Here is a 17,451-nt window from a genome sequence, read left to right on the forward strand (position 1 = left end):
AACCTCCGTGTGAACGGAGGTTTTTTTTTGTCTTCGATTTAATACTAAGACGTCGGCGGGTTAAGAAGTAAATTCTCTCCTTTGGACGTTGTAGATCGTCTTAATAGTATGGTCAGCAACACGCCACTAATAAAACTCATCAAGATCATTAAGTACATATAATGATCACTTTTTCGATAGTGATGGTCAGAAATCGCGGTGACTTTACCTGTTTCAAATGTAATGCGCACAAAGCCAATAATAGCGTTATCGTGCTTGATCGGCTCAACTAACTGTTGTCGTCCAATACTGGCGGTGTGGAGTGGGGTATCTAACCCTAAAATTTCTCGTGCGCTTAAGGCATTATCACTCGAGGCTAATTTGACCCCTTCGGCATCATAAATCGTAGCATCAAATACGAGCCTGTCATGGGCGAGTTGATTAGTTAAGCTTAACAGTCGTTCTTGATCTTGTTGAGCAATCATATCACTGGCGGTCATTGCCGCTTGAGTAATCAGAACTTTGGTCAAGGTTTCTAGTTGGTTGGCTTGAATGCGTTCATTACCACTACTAATGATAACACTATTAGTTATGGTAACGATGAACATCAGTGTTACTAGTATGACCGCTGAGACGCGAATGACCACACGAAATGAAAACAACGAACCATTCATAAACCTGAATACCTATAAAAATGAAGCGATGGCTATATTGAGACTTGCGTTTTTAAATTGCAATAGGGTAACGTTTAGTCTCCATCATAAAGGATAGTATACATGGATGCTTTAAAGAGTTTATCAATTAAAAAACACTCATCTCTCATACAACGTTTTCCAGAAGTGCAACAAGCACACTGTTTTGCGCGTAAAAACGCCAATTGGATTGTATTCAGTGACCGCCTTAAACCAGAGTATTTTCGTGATCTTGATTTTTTTACTGGGCAATATAATGCGATTATCGAAGTGTGGCGCGTTGGTCACTATGAAGTGGCGTTGATGGCGGGAGAGTTGACGAAAGAGCGTCAAGCTATTGTCCAAGAATTAGGGCTTGAATATGCAATAGTGCAAGACGTCCCTGATTTAAGTAAACCTGGGCTCATTGTGATGGACATGGATTCTACGGCAATTGAGATCGAATGCATTGATGAAATAGCCAAGTTGGCTGGGGTAGGCGAAGAAGTCTCTGCCGTCACAGAGCGTGCTATGCAAGGTGAACTTGATTTTGAACAGAGCTTGCGTCAGCGTGTAGCAAAGCTAGCTGGGGCTGATGAAGCGATCTTAGATAGCGTACGTGCATCACTCCCGTTAATGTCAGAACTCCAGCCTTTAGTGCATACATTACAGCAGTTTGGGTGGAAGACGGCAATTGCATCCGGTGGTTTTACGTATTTTTCAGATCATTTACAGCAATTACTTCATCTCGATCATGCCCAAGCGAACGTGCTAGAAATAGATCAAGGTAAGCTGACGGGGAAGGTTTTAGGCGAGGTTGTCTCGGCACAAACCAAAGCGGATATCTTACATCAATTAGCCGAGCAGCATGATATTGAACCTTATAATACCGTTGCCGTTGGGGACGGGGCTAACGACCTAGTTATGATGAACGCGGCAGGATTAGGAATTGCGTATCAAGCTAAACCCAAAGTGCAGCAAAGCGCACAAACATCAGTACGATACTCAGGCCTTGGTGGCGTGTTATGCATTTTATCGGCAGGGCTGGTAAAGCAGCGTAAACTGAGTTGGAAAACGCTACCTTAGTTCATCCCCAATAGTGTGGTTAATTGTCTTGATGGGGCTGCAAACGCATCAAGACTTCATCAGTAATGTCGATGATCTCGCTGTAGCCGGTAATCGAATTGACTTCTTTATCGGTTGCAGCTGCGGTGCGCATGTCAATTTTACTAATTTCATCAATATCTTTTAGCAAAAGTTTGGTATTTACCTCGAGTACTGGTGCGGACGCGATGCGCAATACTAATAAGTCGCCCATGTTGATGGCTTGCTTGAGGTAATCGACCCGTGATTCTGTATCCTTAAAGTCACTATGCAAACGAGTTTCAATAGATTGGATACGGTTAGAGAATTTGGACACAAGAATATAGAGTTCATTCCATTGCGGATCGAGCCCTTCAACGTGACGCATTGGCGTTGCCATGAGTGTATTGGTATGATTTTTATAGATGGGATCCAAAGATAATGTTGAGCTAGAACCGAGATGATTAAACAGCTCAAGGTAATTAGGAAGTGGCACTTTTACCCCAATCACTTTCGGTTTTAGGCTACGAGTTAGCTTTTCTATATAAACTGGGGTACTGACCAGTTTACTCAGTAGAATGCTGTGTAAACCTTCAAGCAATTCGATAGAAGGAAGAACTTCAGGTTTTTCGATAAATTTCGTTTTATTATGATCGATGATAGCTTGAAAGAACGCGATGATTTTCATAACTTCTGCGCTTTCATCAATCATCAATTGTATACAACGACCTTCAGGGCTGATTCTGACAGTATGATAGGGCACGCGATCTAACGGCAGTTGCTTATTATAGAGTTGCAATTCCATAAAGTTGATTTTTACAGGATGATCACCGGTGATTGATATAGGATCTTTTAGGGTGATATTTAAGCCATGTTTTGAAATATCAACAGTTGATCCTGTAGTGAGTAATTCATCGTTACTATACAGCTCAATAGGAGTGCTGAATTGGTAACGAGGTTCTCGTCGCCGCGAGCATGCGTCAAAGTGAATTCCCATCGGAGTCTGTTTCACCGTACGTGGATGGCAAAACGTATTGATGTATTTGGGACTCAGAGCAGGTTTAGGTTGGTATAAATAATCTTGAGCAGATTGAATGTCTCCGATCTCTTGTAGTACGCCATAATGCGTCATATCTGAAGCATGATGCTGTAGCTCATCATTATGGGATGTCAGGATGTTTTTTTCTGCCTCTGAAAGCTTATACATGGTTAAACGAAAAACTTTCCAAGTATCGCGCTGCGCGCCGACATGCCAGAACAAGCGTCTAACGTCTTCTTTTACCTCTGGCTTCATAAGAGAAAAGAAGAGCGTTTTGCCTTTAAGATCGTATTTAAACGTATAAATAGTGACACTACATTCTCGGCGATTCGCTTTAGCAAGCCCTGCCATACGTTTGGGCGTAAATAAGTTATCTAACGTCTGTTGATTACACTCATCATGCCAGTAGCGCCAAATAGCGCGATTATTCTCAGTGACTAGTGCTAATTGTAAATCTTCGCCATTAAAAAATAGCGGTAGTCCTGTTGAGTGTTTGAGAAAGATGTGTTCATAAGCCCGGCTGCGAACGCGAGCTATTTTGTCTTGATTATTATGAGCGAGTTCTCGACGTGCGGTTGTCAGAGAAGTCGTTATCACTTGAGCGATAGCTTCAGTTTTAGTGATGCATCGTGTTCTTACAAATACAACAGAGTCGTGGCTATAGGTATCGTCAACACCGAGAACCTTGTATTCAATGGTGTTTTCTAATCCTGCAATATCATTATTTTTGGCAAGTTCAACAAAGCGGACCTTAAGGATATCGTCGGTTTTGTATTTAAAGCAGGAAGGAAGTTTAAAACGAGCCCCAGATTCTGACAAATCTACGCTCTCACCATGAATTGTTATATTCGTGCTTGAGGTATTGAGCTCAATATGTGTCGCTAAACGTAATCGGTTTTCCATACGCTTAATGTCATAACCAAGACGGATAGGCTCAACATTAAAAGCCGTAGACTCCTCATTGTTTGTGGTTTGATTTCGTTGTTGAATGACACGGTAATTATTGCGTGTATTATTGAGTGCTTCCCAAACGCCATAACAATAAGTACCAAATTTTTTTATGCTTTTATGATACGTATTCAGCGCCACATCATCGAAATAATGGGTGAGACCATCAATCTGATATTCACGACAGGTTCCCTCAACCTTACCCCTAAGATCCACATTGCTGTTGCAAGGGGCCATAAGACGATTGAGTTCCATTTTTATCAGTATTTTGGCTGAAGGCGGCTGATCATGCGTGATATTGGCTAAAATAGACTCAAAATCGTTGGCATGATAGGCAGGAATTAAGCGTTCAGCGAATGAAAGTACGTCAGATTGATCCATAATTTCCTGTACGAAGCATTGTTTGATAAATTAATCGGCAATATTTTATTTATCTTTAGAAGAGAATCTATCCCTATACCTAGTATTAGGCATTTCATATCTCTTGTCATTATTTACAGTTAAGGTATTCATTTCATGGCGAAAGCAAAACGAGCGTATGTATGTAACGACTGCGGTGCAGACTTCCCACGTTGGCAGGGACAGTGTAGCGCGTGCGGAGCGTGGAATACGATTACTGAAGTACGTTTAGCTGCGTCCCCTCAAGCTGCACGCAATGATCGTATGGCCAATGGCTATGCGGGAGTGGGCGAATCTAAGGTACAGGTCCTTTCAGATATTGATTTGCAAGAAGTCCCTCGATTTACCAGTGGCTTTAAGGAATTTGATCGTGTGTTGGGAGGCGGTATTGTTCCTGGCGCGGCGATTTTGATTGGCGGTAGCCCTGGTGCGGGTAAATCGACGATGTTACTACAGACTATGTGTTATTTATCGTCGCAGATGGAAACGTTGTATGTCACCGGCGAAGAATCCTTACAGCAAGTGGCGATGCGCGCGTCTCGTTTAGGGCTGCCTAAAGATAAGCTAAAAATGTTATCGGAAACCAATGTAGATACCATTTGCGAGGTTGCTCGAAAAGAACAACCTAAAATTATGGTCATTGACTCCATTCAAGTGATGCATGTTGCTGATGTACAATCTTCCCCAGGCAGTGTCTCTCAAGTGCGTGAGTCGGCGAGTGCCTTAACTCGTTATGCCAAGCAAAATAATGTCGCGGTATTTATTGTTGGGCACGTCACTAAAGACGGAACTTTAGCTGGCCCGAAAGTGTTAGAGCATATTATTGACTGTTCGGTTTTACTCGATGGCGGAACCGATAGCCGTTTTCGTACTATGCGTAGCCATAAAAACCGTTTTGGTGCGGTTAATGAGCTGGGAGTATTTGCCATGACTGAGCAGGGTATACGTGAGGTCAGTAATCCTTCAGCAATATTTTTGTCGCGTGGTGAAGAAGAAACGTCCGGTAGTTCGGTGATGGTCGTGTGGGAAGGTACTCGCCCACTATTAGTTGAAATTCAGGCGTTAGTGGATTATTCGCAGCTCGCCAATCCACGCCGTGTCGCCGTAGGGCTAGAACAAAACCGACTGTCTTTGTTGTTAGCAGTATTGCATAAGCACGGTGGGCTGCAAATGGCGGATCAAGATGTGTTTGTGAATGTGGTTGGCGGCGTAAAAGTCACCGAAACTAGTGCAGATTTAGCCTTGGTTATAGCCTTGCTGTCTAGTTTCCGTGATCGGGCGATTCCGAAAGATGTGGTGATTTTTGGTGAGGTGGGCTTGGCAGGAGAAATACGCCCAGTTCCAAGTGGACAAGAACGTTTACAAGAAGCCTTTAAACATGGCTTTAAAAAGGCGATTGTCCCATCAGCGAATATGCCAAAGAACGGCATAGAGGGGATGCAAATCCATGGGGTTAAAAAATTATCGGAAGCCATTGAAGCTTTTGATGAACTTTGAATAAAATCCCTGTATCCTCTCGACCAAACAATTCAGCGGTATGGTAGCGTTTAGTGAAAAACTCAGATGTTTCATTTTTGTCTATACTGAACCGCTGGAAATACGTGAGTGTATTACGCGCAACGTTCTTACATTATCCTAGGATAATGGTTCAGATTTTCACGCTATATGAGTGGGTAGATCGGGATGATTTAGAACGAAAAAGAGACGAGTAATATAGAGACAGTTTTTTTTAGGGAATCGGCGTGTAGGGCTATCAGTCTGTACAGATTATGATATACTCTGCGCGCACTTTATACCTTATTAACAGAGTAAGACAATGACTGATTTATCGAAATACAGAAATATTGGTATTTTCGCGCACGTTGATGCGGGTAAAACTACCACAACTGAACGTATCCTAAAGCTAACTGGTACGATCCACAAAACCGGTGAAGTTCATGACGGTGAATCTACAACAGACTTCATGGATCAGGAAGCAGAACGTGGTATTACTATCCAGTCAGCAGCGGTTACGTGTTTCTGGAAAGACCACCGTTTCAACATCATCGACACTCCTGGACACGTTGACTTCACTGTAGAAGTTTATCGTTCTCTAAAAGTTCTAGACGGTGGTATCGGTGTATTCTGTGGTTCTGGTGGTGTTGAGCCTCAATCAGAAACAAACTGGCGTTACGCGAACGAATCTGGTGTTTCTCGTCTGATCTTCGTTAACAAACTAGACCGTATGGGTGCAGATTTTTATCGCGTTGTTGACCAAGTTAAAAACGTACTAGCAGCTAAACCACTTGTAATGACTCTACCAATCGGTATCGAAGATCAATTCTCAGGTGTTGTTGACGTTCTTACACGTAAAGCTTACGTATGGGATGACACTGGTCTGCCAGAAAACTACGAAATTCAAGACGTACCTGCAGACATGGTTGATGATGTTGAAGCGTACCGTGAAGACATGATCGAAACTGCAGTAGAGCAAGACGACGATCTAATGATGGCTTACATGGATGGCGAAGAGCCTTCTGTTGAAGACATCAAACGTTGTATCCGTACAGGTACTCGTAACCTAGCGTTCTTCCCAACGTACTGTGGTTCTGCATTTAAAAACAAAGGTGTTCAGCTAGTACTTGACGCGGTTGTAGATTACCTACCAAACCCAACAGAAGTACACGAACAGCCTCTAATGAATGAAGAAGGCGAAGAAACTGGCGAGCACGCTGTAGTTTCTGCTGATGAAACATTCAAAGCGCTAGCATTCAAAATTATGGATGACCGCTTCGGTGCCCTAACATTCGTTCGTATTTACTCTGGTAAATTGAACAAAGGTGACACCATTCTTAACGCGTTTACTGGTAAAACAGAACGTGTTGGCCGTATGGTTGAAATGCAAGCTGACGACCGTAAAGAGCTGACTTTTGCTCAAGCGGGTGACATCATTGCAATCGTTGGTATGAAAAACGTACAAACAGGTCACACTCTATGTGATGCTAAGCACCCTTGTACGCTTGAGCCAATGGTATTCCCAACGCCAGTAATCGAAATCGCGGTTAAGCCGAAAGATAAAGGTTCAACTGAGAAAATGGGTATCGCGATCGGTAAAATGGTTGCAGAAGATCCATCATTCCAAGTTGAAACTGATGAAGATTCAGGTGAAACCATCCTGAAAGGTATGGGTGAACTTCACCTAGATATCAAAGTTGATATCCTACGTCGTACTTACAACGTGGATCTAGAAGTAGGTCAACCTCAAGTTGCTTACCGTGAAACTATCACTAAAGAAGTTGAAGATAGCTACACGCATAAGAAACAGTCTGGTGGTTCTGGTCAGTTCGGTAAGATCGACTACATCATCAAGCCTGGTGAACTGAACTCTGGCTTCAAGTTTAAATCAACAGTTGTTGGTGGTAACGTACCTAAAGAATTCTGGCCTGCAATCGAGAAAGGTTTTGCAAGCATGATGGAGCAAGGTGTTCTTGCTGGATTCCCAACGCTAGACGTTGAAGTTGAATTGTTCGACGGTGGTTTCCACGCAGTTGACTCTTCAGCCATTGCTTACGAAATCGCAGCTAAAGGTGCATTCCGTCAGTCTATGCCAAAAGCAGCGCCTCAGCTTCTAGAGCCAATCATGCACGTTGACGTTTTCTCTCCAGAAGACAACGTGGGTGACGTTATCGGTGACTTGAACCGTCGTCGTGGTATGATCAAAAACCAAGAAGCAGGTTCTACTGGTGTTCGTATTAAAGCAGACGTTCCTCTATCTGAAATGTTTGGTTATATCGGTCACCTACGTACTATCACTTCAGGTCGTGGTCAATTCTCTATGGAATTCGATCACTACTCAGCTTGTCCAGCAAACGTTGCTGAAAAAGTTATTGCTGATGTGAAAGCACGTAACGAAGCTAAATAATTGTTTATATAAATAATTATTAATAAAAAGCCCCTTGTTAGGGGCTTTTTTTATGGTTATAACTCCCAGCTGGCTGAGATGATGGGGGGATTCATTCGATGATGGCCACGTTACTCGCCTTGAGAATAAAAAATCTTCTCCCTTTGTTTACATGATCACAGACCCCTTTGTATTCAAGCTGTTAAGCTGAGTGGATAAAAAATTAGTCTGCGTTGTACTGTGCTTGTATCGCGTAAAAATATAGGATTTTATTTAATGACTCACATCAGTTTAGAAGCGTTAACTCAGCAATCGGCGTTTGATGGTCAGCCCGCGACACTGGTTACCCTGACGAATCATCAAGGTATGTCGATCGTGTTTATGGACATTGGTGCGACTTGGTTAAGCTGTCAGGTCCCTGTGCAAGGAAAACCTCGTGAAGTGTTGCTTGGCGTGGCGACAATGGATGATTTTAACAAGCAAACGAGTTTCTTGGGTGCGACGGTAGGCCGCTACGCGAATCGCATTGCGAATGGTCAATTCCAGCATGATGGTAAAACGTATCAGCTTACGGCCAATCAAGAGCAGCATACGCTACATGGTGGTGTGCAAGGTTGGAGTCATTGTCGTTGGGAAATTGTGGAAAGTAGTGCTCAGCATGTCGTGTTTTCAATTGATTCTGCCGATGGCGATCAAGGTTTCCCTGGTAATGTCCATGCGCAAGTCACTTATACCCTGACAGATGATAATCAAGTCAGAATTGATTATGCAGCGACCACTGATGCGACAACGCCAGTGAACATGACCAACCATGCGTACTTTAACCTCATGGGAGCAAATGATGGATATCAGATAGTGGATGATACTCTGGTCATTAAAGCAGATGATTATCTACCAACCGATCAGCTTGGCATTCCTCTTGAGCAAGGTTTAACACCAGTAGAAGGTACGGCGTTTGATTTTCGTCAGCCTCATACGATTGGTGAGCGGTTATTAGACGAACCTCAGCTTAAGATGGTAAATGGCTATGATCATAGCTACTTCTTAGGTGATACCTCAATAGATCAAGAGATTGCCTCATTAACGGCGGCGGATAAGTCGTTAACGATGACTATCTTCACTGACAAACCGGCCATTCAATTATATACCGGTAATTTTTTAGAAGGTACGCCAGGGCGTACCGGTGAGGACTATCATATTTACCAGGGTATCGCGTTAGAAACGCAATATTTACCCGATTCTCCTAACCATCCAGAATGGCCACATGAAAGCTGTTGGTTATCGCCTGGTGACGATTATCAATCGACCACCATTTATCAATTTGGTGCCTAAGTCGCTTAGAAAAAAGACCTCACATGAGGTCTTTTTTAGCAGAATTGGCTTAAACGTGTTGAAGTAAGCTATCTATCAGTGGGAATTGCTCGGGCGTAACACCGGCCATACGCGAGTATTTCGGAGCATGGCGATCACTTTCACGAGGATATTGCCACCCTACGGTATAGTCGACAAAGTGACGAGCGAAGTCTTCGGAAACTTCAAGACAGCCTGCGAGTACGGTATCGACATAACTCTGTACGATAGGGCTGTTATCACAAGGTGGTTGGTGTGAGTCTGTTATATAGACCCAAATATCTTGAGCTTGATCGAAAGCATGTTCGCTGAGAATTGACGCGGCAGGCACTCGCATACGCTGATAGCCACGTTCACGTTTATCAAACTCGGGTAATTCGGTATCGCTGACATGCAATAATACACCATTCACTTCACTGTCTCCGCGTTGCACGACAAGTGGTGACATAATATAACTGTCATCAATTTTGCCCCAATGCCGGACTAACCCTTGTACAATCACGGGAATCGCTTGTCCGGTTTGTCCTGTAAGCTGACGAGACGCAGAGTTCATTAAGCTGCCATAACCGAAAATATACATGAGTTCTCCTTGCTTGTGTTAAGAGCGGCTAAAAAATTGTAACCGTTTTAAAATCCACATCTCAACCGCAAAAATGCCTAATAATGCGCCGCAAAACAGACTAAAAGCGATGGGCGATTCTGTTCCGGGGATACCGCCAACATTGACGCCTAATAAGCCAGTTAAGAAGCTGGTTGGTAAGAAAATAGCCGCAATAATTGAAAATAAATAGGTATTTTTGTTGAGCTTTTCCGCATGGTATTGGCGTAATTCTCCTTTAATGATTTCGAGTTCATTTAGGAAAAAATCCAAGGTCTCATTCACACGGGTAATCGTATTGACACTATGCTTGAGACGTAACTTTTTGTCGACGGCAAAAGCCACTTCGCTATCTTGATAATCATTAATCGCATACTGCTGAGGTTTAATAAAACGCTTAATTTTGAGTAAAGCTTTATGGGTTTGCATAAGCTCTTCACTTAGCTCAAGTTCATCATCAAACTGGGTTATTTTCTCTTCGATTGTATCTAGATAGTTATCGATATTACGATTTAAGCCATCAATGATCTGTACGATAAGATCAGCAAGGCTGCCCGGACCTTGACCATTAATGAGGCGTGAACGTAGCATTTCAACGGTTTTTGAGGGGATTTTTCGCGTTGAAATCAGAGCTCCATTGATATAGAGCAAACGAATACTCAGCATATCTTCTGGATTCGCATCTTGATTTAAATTGACCCCTCTTAGGATCAATAGAAACTGATTATCATCGTACTCTTCAAATAGTGGACGAGTATCTTCAGCGAGTAAACTATCAATAATAGAGCTCGAAACATGATTGTTTTCCAACCATGTTTTGACTTGTTGCTCATCGCGTAAGCAGTGATACCAGTGTCCTGGTTGAATATCATTTGGTGATAAAGTTTGTGACGTATTGGCATGTGAATTGAGCTGCCAATGATCCAATAAAAACTCCATGTTTTCTCCTTATTAGGTGCGCAACAAATGGCTATCCCGAATGGTTAGCAAAGGGAAGTCATGAGGTAAATGGTTGTGAAAGGATCGTGTGTTTGAGGGATTTAACGTACCGATGCCAATGCGTCGTGACGTATCACTTCTTATAGTATGATCGATAATGAACTAAACGAGAATTTTATTGTGTAAATTTATTAACTTATCAGTGCAACGTACGCGAGAAAGAGGCGGATTATTCAGACTTTGTCACAAAAAAATAGCCAGCGTAGGGACGCTGGCTATCACATAATGCTGAGCATTGTTTAGTTATTGCTATGCAATTCACTATTAAGTTCAACTGCAGATTTGTTCGCGAGACATTCCACCTGACCCGTTTGCGAGTTACGACGGAAGAGTAGATCTGAGAAACCGGCTAAATCACGCGCTTTCACCATCTCAACTTCTTTGCCTTCTTTATCTAGCATACGGACTTTAGTACCAGCCGTAACATATAAGCCAGATTCAATCGTACAACGATCGCCAAGTGGGAATCCTAAGCCTGCATTCGCACCAAGCAGTGAGCTTTCACCGATAGAGACAACGACCTTACCGCCGCCAGACAGCGTTCCCATGATAGAAGCGCCACCACCGATGTCTGAACCGTTACCAACCATTACTCCAGCAGAAATACGGCCTTCAACCATGCTCACACCTGAAGTGCCGGCATTAAAGTTGATGAAACCTTCATGCATAACCGTTGTGCCTTCACCCACGTGAGCACCAAGACGCACGCGAGATGTATCGGCAATACGTACGCCAGTTGGTACGATGTAATCCACCATTTTAGGGAATTTATCTACACAATCGACACTTAATGCTCTGCCTGCTAGGCGTGCATCAATTTGACGATCCGCCAGTTCAGGTAAATCAATCGGACCTTCGTTAGTCCAAGCAATGTTGTGAAGTAGACCAAAGACGCCATCTAGCACGATACCGTGTGGCTTCGCGAGACGATGAGAGATTAATTGCAGTTTAAGGAAGGCTTCTGCCACACTGTCTGGCTTTTCATCATTAGCTAACACGACTAACACTAGAGGTTGGTTTGCTTGTGCGGCTTTTTCAGCAAACTTCGCATTGTCAGCTTGATCATGAGCGGTAAATACAGCAGCAAGCTTTTTGGCATCTGTTGCAGTAAGTTCAATGAATTGGTTGCCTTCTGAGTAGTCTGTTACTGTTGTTAACTCAGTGATAAGGCTATCTGATGGGGTGAGGATCGGCGCTGGGAAAAACGCTTCAATAATTTTTCCATCGCGGTTTTTTGTTGCAGTACCAAAGCCAAGTGCAAAATGAGCCATCTTACTCTCCATTCATAATGATGATATTTTCATAACGCGACTTTCATTAAAGTCATGTTAACTATTTAATTCGATTTGCTTATTGAGCATAGTAAAGAGACATGTCTCGATAATAAAGAGCAAATAATCGAGAAGTCTGTCGACCGATATTACTTGTCTTTTTAACGATATATATCAATTATATGAAGCAATAAAAAACCGCTAACACAAGGTAGCGGTTTCGTCATGAATACGGGGGCGATGTTATGCCGCGTCTTCTGCAGACGTATCTTCCGTTTCTTCAGACTTTTGTGCTTTTGGTTTCTTTGGTGTTGGTTTACGTTTAGCACCAAGTGCGAAGAGTACTTCTTCACGGTTTTGAGCCAAAAACATGGCGAGTTCTTCTTGCTTATTTTCTTGCTCAAGCAATTCACTTTTACCTAGCAATTCAAAAAGCTCATCCGCCATATCTAACATTTTGTCATAAGCGTCAGCTTCGGCTTTAGAGGTAAAAGTCATTTTCTCTTCTCCGTTGCGTTCGACCACGTACTTAACGATGACAGCCATGGTTAATCCTCTACTGTTTATTGCACGACATTACTGGCTTTTTATACAGGTAAGTAGCTAAAAAGTCCAGTTTGCGTTAGCGAGATGCGTCACTCTCCCACTGATAACAGTATTCCATAAAGCGTTGGAGTAAAGGACTTTGGTATTTTTCTTTGTGAACAAGTAGCCAAAAACGTCGTTTCATATCTAAAGGTAATTCGACCATCTTAACGCGCCCACTGTCGATCGCCGATTCAGCGGCTAAACGTGATAGACAGGCAAAGCCTAAGCCCGCCGCCACACTATTAATGATCGCCTCAGTGGTGTTTAATTCAAATGTTTCATGCCAATGCTCGATTCTAGGTGCAACAGTTCGTAGGAAAAACTCCCGTGTTCCAGAGCCTGCTTCTCGTAAAATCCATTCACTATGCTCTAAATCAACCAACTGTATGCTGCGTTGTGAGGGGAGTGGGTGAGTCGGGGCGCAAATGATGCACATTTCATCTTGGCTAAAGGGTTGAGAAATCAGTTGTGGATGATGGGTTTTACCTTCGATCAGGCCAATATCTAGCTCATAGTCGACCAGTTTTTGACAAATGAGTGCACTGTTGGAAATGAACAGAGTCTGTGAACGGTGCTGGTATTGTTGACGAAATTGGCTGAGTAAAAAGGGGGCGACTTGATTACCAATCGTATCACTGGCACCGATATGCAGTTGTCCAAATAGTGAATGATCGTCACTAAATGCTTGGTCAAGATCACTCATACGGCTCAGTAGTTCATCTGCATAGGGTAATAAACGTCGACCTTCTTGATTAAGAATAAGACGGTTATTCACACGATCAAATAATGCGTGTCCTAAATGTTTTTCTAATTCAGATAACGCCATGCTTACCGCTGCTTTTGATAAGAACAAATGCTCGGCAGCGGCAGTAATGGTTTTATATTGAATAATGCTGGTGAAGACTCGCAATTGCTTTAAGGAAACGTGACGTGTCATTGCCGATACCACTGACTAAGGAAGACCAGTGCCTATGATTCAATAAACAACAGCAAGGTGCAAGGGAAAGGCGCACGGTTGTGTAATAGGGAGGTTATACGCGGTTTGTTGAACAGAAGTGGGAATTTATTCTTGCCAATAAAGGGTTTGTGTTACTCTCAATAAAGAGCCAATGACCATAAAAGAGCGCCCAGTGTTTACTGTTTACCACTCCAATAAAGTTGATACCTTGAAGATTCTTCTGGTTCACCTGATTAAAAATGACCCGTTGCCAAACCCATTTCAAGCCGAGCAAGTCCTGGTGCAGAGTCCAGGGATGTCTCAGTGGCTAAAAATGGCGTTGGCTCAAGAGGTTGGTGTTGCTGCGAATATGGATTTTCCTTTGCCAGCCACCTTTATTTGGGACATGTTTACTAAGGTATTGGCCGGCGTTCCTAAACGAAGTGCTTTTAATAAAGAAGCGATGACGTGGAAGTTATTAGAGCGGTTACCAGCATTATTACTTACCGCGCCTTTTGCTCCCTTACAAAAGTATCTGGCAGAAGATGATGATGATTCTAAAGCGTACCAATTAGCGGAAAAAATCGCCGATATTTTTGATGGCTATCTCGTGTATCGTCCGGATTGGATTGCGGCCTGGGAAGCAGGAGAAAGTGTTGCTGAGCTTGAAGGTGAGCACGAGTGGCAAGCGATATTATGGCGTGATTTGTATCAATATACGCTAGAACTGGGGCAGTCTCGTTATCATCGCGCCAATATGTATGATGATTTTATTGCCGCATTAAACCATGACAGTATTGACGTATCCTTGCTACCTTCTCGTTTGTTTATCTTTGGGATTTCCTCTTTGCCACCGCGTTATATGGAGGCGTTAAAAGCCTTGGGTGAGCACATTGATGTTCATCTGATGTTTAGCAATCCGTGCCAACATTATTGGGGTGATATTCGCGATAGAAAGTATTTAGCCAAAGTGGAACGCCAACGGCGTAAGCAATTACAAATTAATGCCAATAGCCTGCAAGTGGTTAACGAAGTCTCGCCATTGAAAGGGGAGGTCAGTCTCTATGATGATGAGCTGCACACTTATCAAGCTGTTGGCAATAGCTTACTGGCATCCATGGGTAAATTGGGTCGTGATAACTTGTATTTGCTAGCGCAGACTGAGAATGAAGAACATCAATTATTTATTGATATACCACGGGATTCACTTTTGCATCATTTACAGGCTGATGTGCTTAACCTTGAAGAGCATCACGATGATAGCAAGATAGACGACAGTGAGCATAAACAGCGTATTGGGTATGATGATTCTTCATTAACTTTTCATGCTTGCCACAGCCCAATGCGTGAAGTCGAAGTGCTTCATGATCAATTGCTCGCTATGTTTGATAGCAATGCCGAATTGAAACCACGCGATATTATTGTCATGGTTTCAGATATCAATGCTTATAGCCCTTATATTCAGGCCGTATTTGGTAATGCACCCGGTGAGCGTTATATCCCATTTTCGATTTCTGATCGTACCGCCGATAAAGAAAGTCCGATTTATCATGCGTTTTTACAATTGGTTGAATTACCACAATCTCGCTGTTTGGCATCTGAGCTTTTAGAGCTTTTAGAAACGCCTGCCATTCTAGACAAGTTTGAGCTTAGTGAAGACGACTTCACGATTGCTCAGCAATGGGTCGAAGAGTCGGGGATTCGTTGGGGGCTGAATGCAACAACAGCGCAAGAGTTTGATTTACCACCGCAGCCGCAAAATACGTGGCAATTTGGTCTCAATCGCATGTTACTTGGTTATGCAATGCCAGCGGATGCTGATTTGTATGAGCATAATGACGAGTATTTAGCACCTTATAATGAAGTGCAAGGCATGAGCGCGGAGTTAGCCGGTAAGTTAGCTCATTTTCTTGAAATGGTCAGTCATTACCGATTAGCCCTTGCGAAGACACAGTCAATAGATGACTGGCGCAGTGTGCTTCATGGCGTATTGGTGGACTTCTTCAGTGTCGACCTAGAAGGCGAAATGGCGTTGCAATCGATTCGCGATACGCTCACGCAATTAAAAGAACAACTGTTGGAAGCACGTTATGAGAGTGATATTGCCGCGCTTATCATCAGTCAATATTTACACGATAAGCTTTCCGGTACCCGAGTCAGTCAACGGTTTTTAGCCGGACAAGTGAATTTTTGTACACTAATGCCAATGCGCTCTATTCCGTTTAATGTCGTGTGCTTATTGGGGATGAACGATGGCGTATACCCACGGTCAGTTCCCCCTGAAGGTTTCGATCTTATGAACGGACGTACTCGCCCAGGTGACCGTTCCCGTCGAGATGATGACCGTTATTTATTTCTCGAAGCCATGCTATCAGCAGAAGATGTGCTTTACATTAGTTATGTTGGGCGTTCTATTCAAGACAATAGTGAACGGGTGCCATCAGTTTTGGTGAGTGAACTGTTAGAATATTGCCAGCAAAATTATGTGCTAGAAGGCGATGTCACTAAAATGGCGGACGAATCGGCAAAGTGCCTACAAGAGCACTTAGTACAAGCCCATGCGATGGTGCCGTTTAGTACTGATAGTTTCTTAAAAGCAGGCAGTTATGCAAGAGAGTGGTTACCAGCCGCTCTGCGTCAAGGGAAGGAACCCAGCCCGTTCAATGCGACATTAGATGAGTATCTATTGGATGCGACCTTTCCATTAGAGTTAGATCTGGTGGAATTGCAAAAATTCTGGCGCTTACCGGTGCAATACTTTTTTAATCGTCGTCTTAAAGTGCATTTTGATATGGCGCAAACGGTAATGGATGATGATGAGCCGTTTGTTCTTGATGGACTAGCCAGTTATCAGTTACGTGATGCCTTAGTCGAGGTATTATTAGAGTGTCAGACACCTCAAGAGCAAGAACAGGCATTGACTCATTTTGCAAAACTGCAACGTGCTCAAGGCCATTTACCGATTGGTGCATTTGGTACATTGGAGCTGGAAACCAATCGTGTTCAAGCCCAAGAATTAGCCGATGCCGTGCGGCCACTATGTTATCAGTCTAGCCAAGATATAGAAGTTAACTTAACACTTGATTGTCTAGGGGAGGGTAAACCAGTCAACGTCACTGGGTGGCTAATCAATGTCTTTGAATCAGGATTAATTCGCTATCGCAGTGGCTCGGTTCGCGCACAAGATATTCTGGCAGCGTGGATCGATCATCTCTGTTTAGCTCTTATGGGACAGTCCCGCACGACACATATATTAGGTTATGATCGCAAAGAAGGTGTGGTGCATTATTACTGGTCGCCAGTGGAGTCAATATCAGAAGCAAGGCAATTACTTGATGAGTTGGTTGTCCTTTATTATCAGGGTCTTACTCATCCTTTGGCGTATTTTCCACGTACCGCTTTAGCCAGTATTGAGGCGGGATTTTCGCGAGGTCAATGGGTGGCGGATGAGGAAAAATCAATTAAAAAAATGGCCGATACATTTAATGATGGATATATGACGCATGGTGAGGGCAATAATCCTTATATCCAAAGGATTTGGCCTCTTTGGGATGAGAGTCTTGCGCATGAGGTACTGCGTTTAAGTGAACGCGTGTTGATGGCCCCACGTTTGCGTTGGCAACAAATAGAAGATAAAGAGTAGGTGGCCGCCAGTAAATCATTATGGTGTAGGGCGTTCGCTGTACGGCCACAGGTCAGAGGGACCTAT

At 43.2% G+C, this 17,451-nt stretch carries 12 protein-coding genes; 5 read left to right on the forward strand and 7 right to left on the reverse strand.

Annotated features, from left to right (window positions below; all coding sequences use genetic code 11):
• Positions 1 to 44: 44 nt before the first annotated feature.
• Complete coding sequence (locus tag OCU30_RS02740) at positions 45 to 653, reverse strand: YtjB family periplasmic protein (RefSeq protein WP_077311248.1); 609 nt, start codon at positions 651 to 653, stop codon at positions 45 to 47.
• 102 nt (positions 654 to 755) lie between these two features.
• On the opposite strand from OCU30_RS02740, the gene serB reads away from it, so the two are divergent.
• The gene (gene serB, locus OCU30_RS02745; RefSeq protein WP_077311250.1) at positions 756 to 1,736 is read left to right on the forward strand and encodes a phosphoserine phosphatase; all 981 of its coding nucleotides are present in this window, start codon (positions 756 to 758) and stop codon (positions 1,734 to 1,736) included.
• Between the two features lie 19 nt (positions 1,737 to 1,755).
• Here serB and OCU30_RS02750 read toward each other — a convergent pair whose 3' ends face one another.
• The gene (locus OCU30_RS02750; protein ID WP_077311252.1) at positions 1,756 to 4,101 is read right to left on the reverse strand and encodes a PilZ domain-containing protein; all 2,346 of its coding nucleotides are present in this window, start codon (positions 4,099 to 4,101) and stop codon (positions 1,756 to 1,758) included.
• Positions 4,102 to 4,236: 135 nt separating this feature from the next.
• Here OCU30_RS02750 and radA point away from each other — a divergent pair, with 135 nt between their 5' ends.
• The 3 genes from radA to galM all read left to right on the forward strand — a co-directional run bounded on the left by radA (position 4,237) and on the right by galM (position 9,331).
• Positions 4,237 to 5,616 (forward strand): DNA repair protein RadA, encoded by a 1,380-nt coding sequence (gene radA, locus OCU30_RS02755; RefSeq protein WP_077311253.1) that lies wholly within the window; start codon positions 4,237 to 4,239, stop codon positions 5,614 to 5,616.
• Between the two features lie 319 nt (positions 5,617 to 5,935).
• Positions 5,936 to 8,020, forward strand: a complete 2,085-nt coding sequence (gene fusA / locus OCU30_RS02760) for an elongation factor G (RefSeq protein ID WP_077311255.1) — start codon at positions 5,936 to 5,938, stop codon at positions 8,018 to 8,020.
• Between the two features lie 255 nt (positions 8,021 to 8,275).
• Complete coding sequence (galM, locus tag OCU30_RS02765) at positions 8,276 to 9,331, forward strand: galactose-1-epimerase (RefSeq protein WP_077311257.1); 1,056 nt, start codon at positions 8,276 to 8,278, stop codon at positions 9,329 to 9,331.
• Between the two features lie 49 nt (positions 9,332 to 9,380).
• Here galM and OCU30_RS02770 read toward each other — a convergent pair whose 3' ends face one another.
• The 5 genes from OCU30_RS02770 to OCU30_RS02790 all read right to left on the reverse strand — a co-directional run bounded on the left by OCU30_RS02770 (position 9,381) and on the right by OCU30_RS02790 (position 13,742).
• Complete coding sequence (locus OCU30_RS02770; RefSeq protein WP_077311259.1) at positions 9,381 to 9,929, reverse strand: gamma-glutamylcyclotransferase family protein; 549 nt, start codon at positions 9,927 to 9,929, stop codon at positions 9,381 to 9,383.
• A gap of 18 nt (positions 9,930 to 9,947) precedes the next feature.
• On the reverse strand, positions 9,948 to 10,886 hold the full coding sequence (locus OCU30_RS02775; protein ID WP_077311261.1) for a zinc transporter ZntB: 939 nt from the start codon (positions 10,884 to 10,886) through the stop codon (positions 9,948 to 9,950).
• 299 nt (positions 10,887 to 11,185) lie between these two features.
• Positions 11,186 to 12,217 (reverse strand): 2,3,4,5-tetrahydropyridine-2,6-dicarboxylate N-succinyltransferase, encoded by a 1,032-nt coding sequence (dapD, locus tag OCU30_RS02780; protein ID WP_077311263.1) that lies wholly within the window; start codon positions 12,215 to 12,217, stop codon positions 11,186 to 11,188.
• Between the two features lie 243 nt (positions 12,218 to 12,460).
• The gene (locus OCU30_RS02785; RefSeq protein ID WP_077311265.1) at positions 12,461 to 12,763 is read right to left on the reverse strand and encodes a YebG family protein; all 303 of its coding nucleotides are present in this window, start codon (positions 12,761 to 12,763) and stop codon (positions 12,461 to 12,463) included.
• A gap of 76 nt (positions 12,764 to 12,839) precedes the next feature.
• Positions 12,840 to 13,742, reverse strand: a complete 903-nt coding sequence (locus tag OCU30_RS02790) for a LysR substrate-binding domain-containing protein (protein WP_077311266.1) — start codon at positions 13,740 to 13,742, stop codon at positions 12,840 to 12,842.
• Positions 13,743 to 13,935: 193 nt separating this feature from the next.
• Here OCU30_RS02790 and recC point away from each other — a divergent pair, with 193 nt between their 5' ends.
• The gene (gene recC, locus OCU30_RS02795; protein ID WP_077311879.1) at positions 13,936 to 17,385 is read left to right on the forward strand and encodes an exodeoxyribonuclease V subunit gamma; all 3,450 of its coding nucleotides are present in this window, start codon (positions 13,936 to 13,938) and stop codon (positions 17,383 to 17,385) included.
• Positions 17,386 to 17,451 lie beyond the last annotated feature (66 nt).

It is taken from the genome of Vibrio palustris (assembly GCF_024346995.1).
GTDB classification, from domain to species: Bacteria; Pseudomonadota; Gammaproteobacteria; order Enterobacterales; family Vibrionaceae; genus Vibrio; species Vibrio palustris.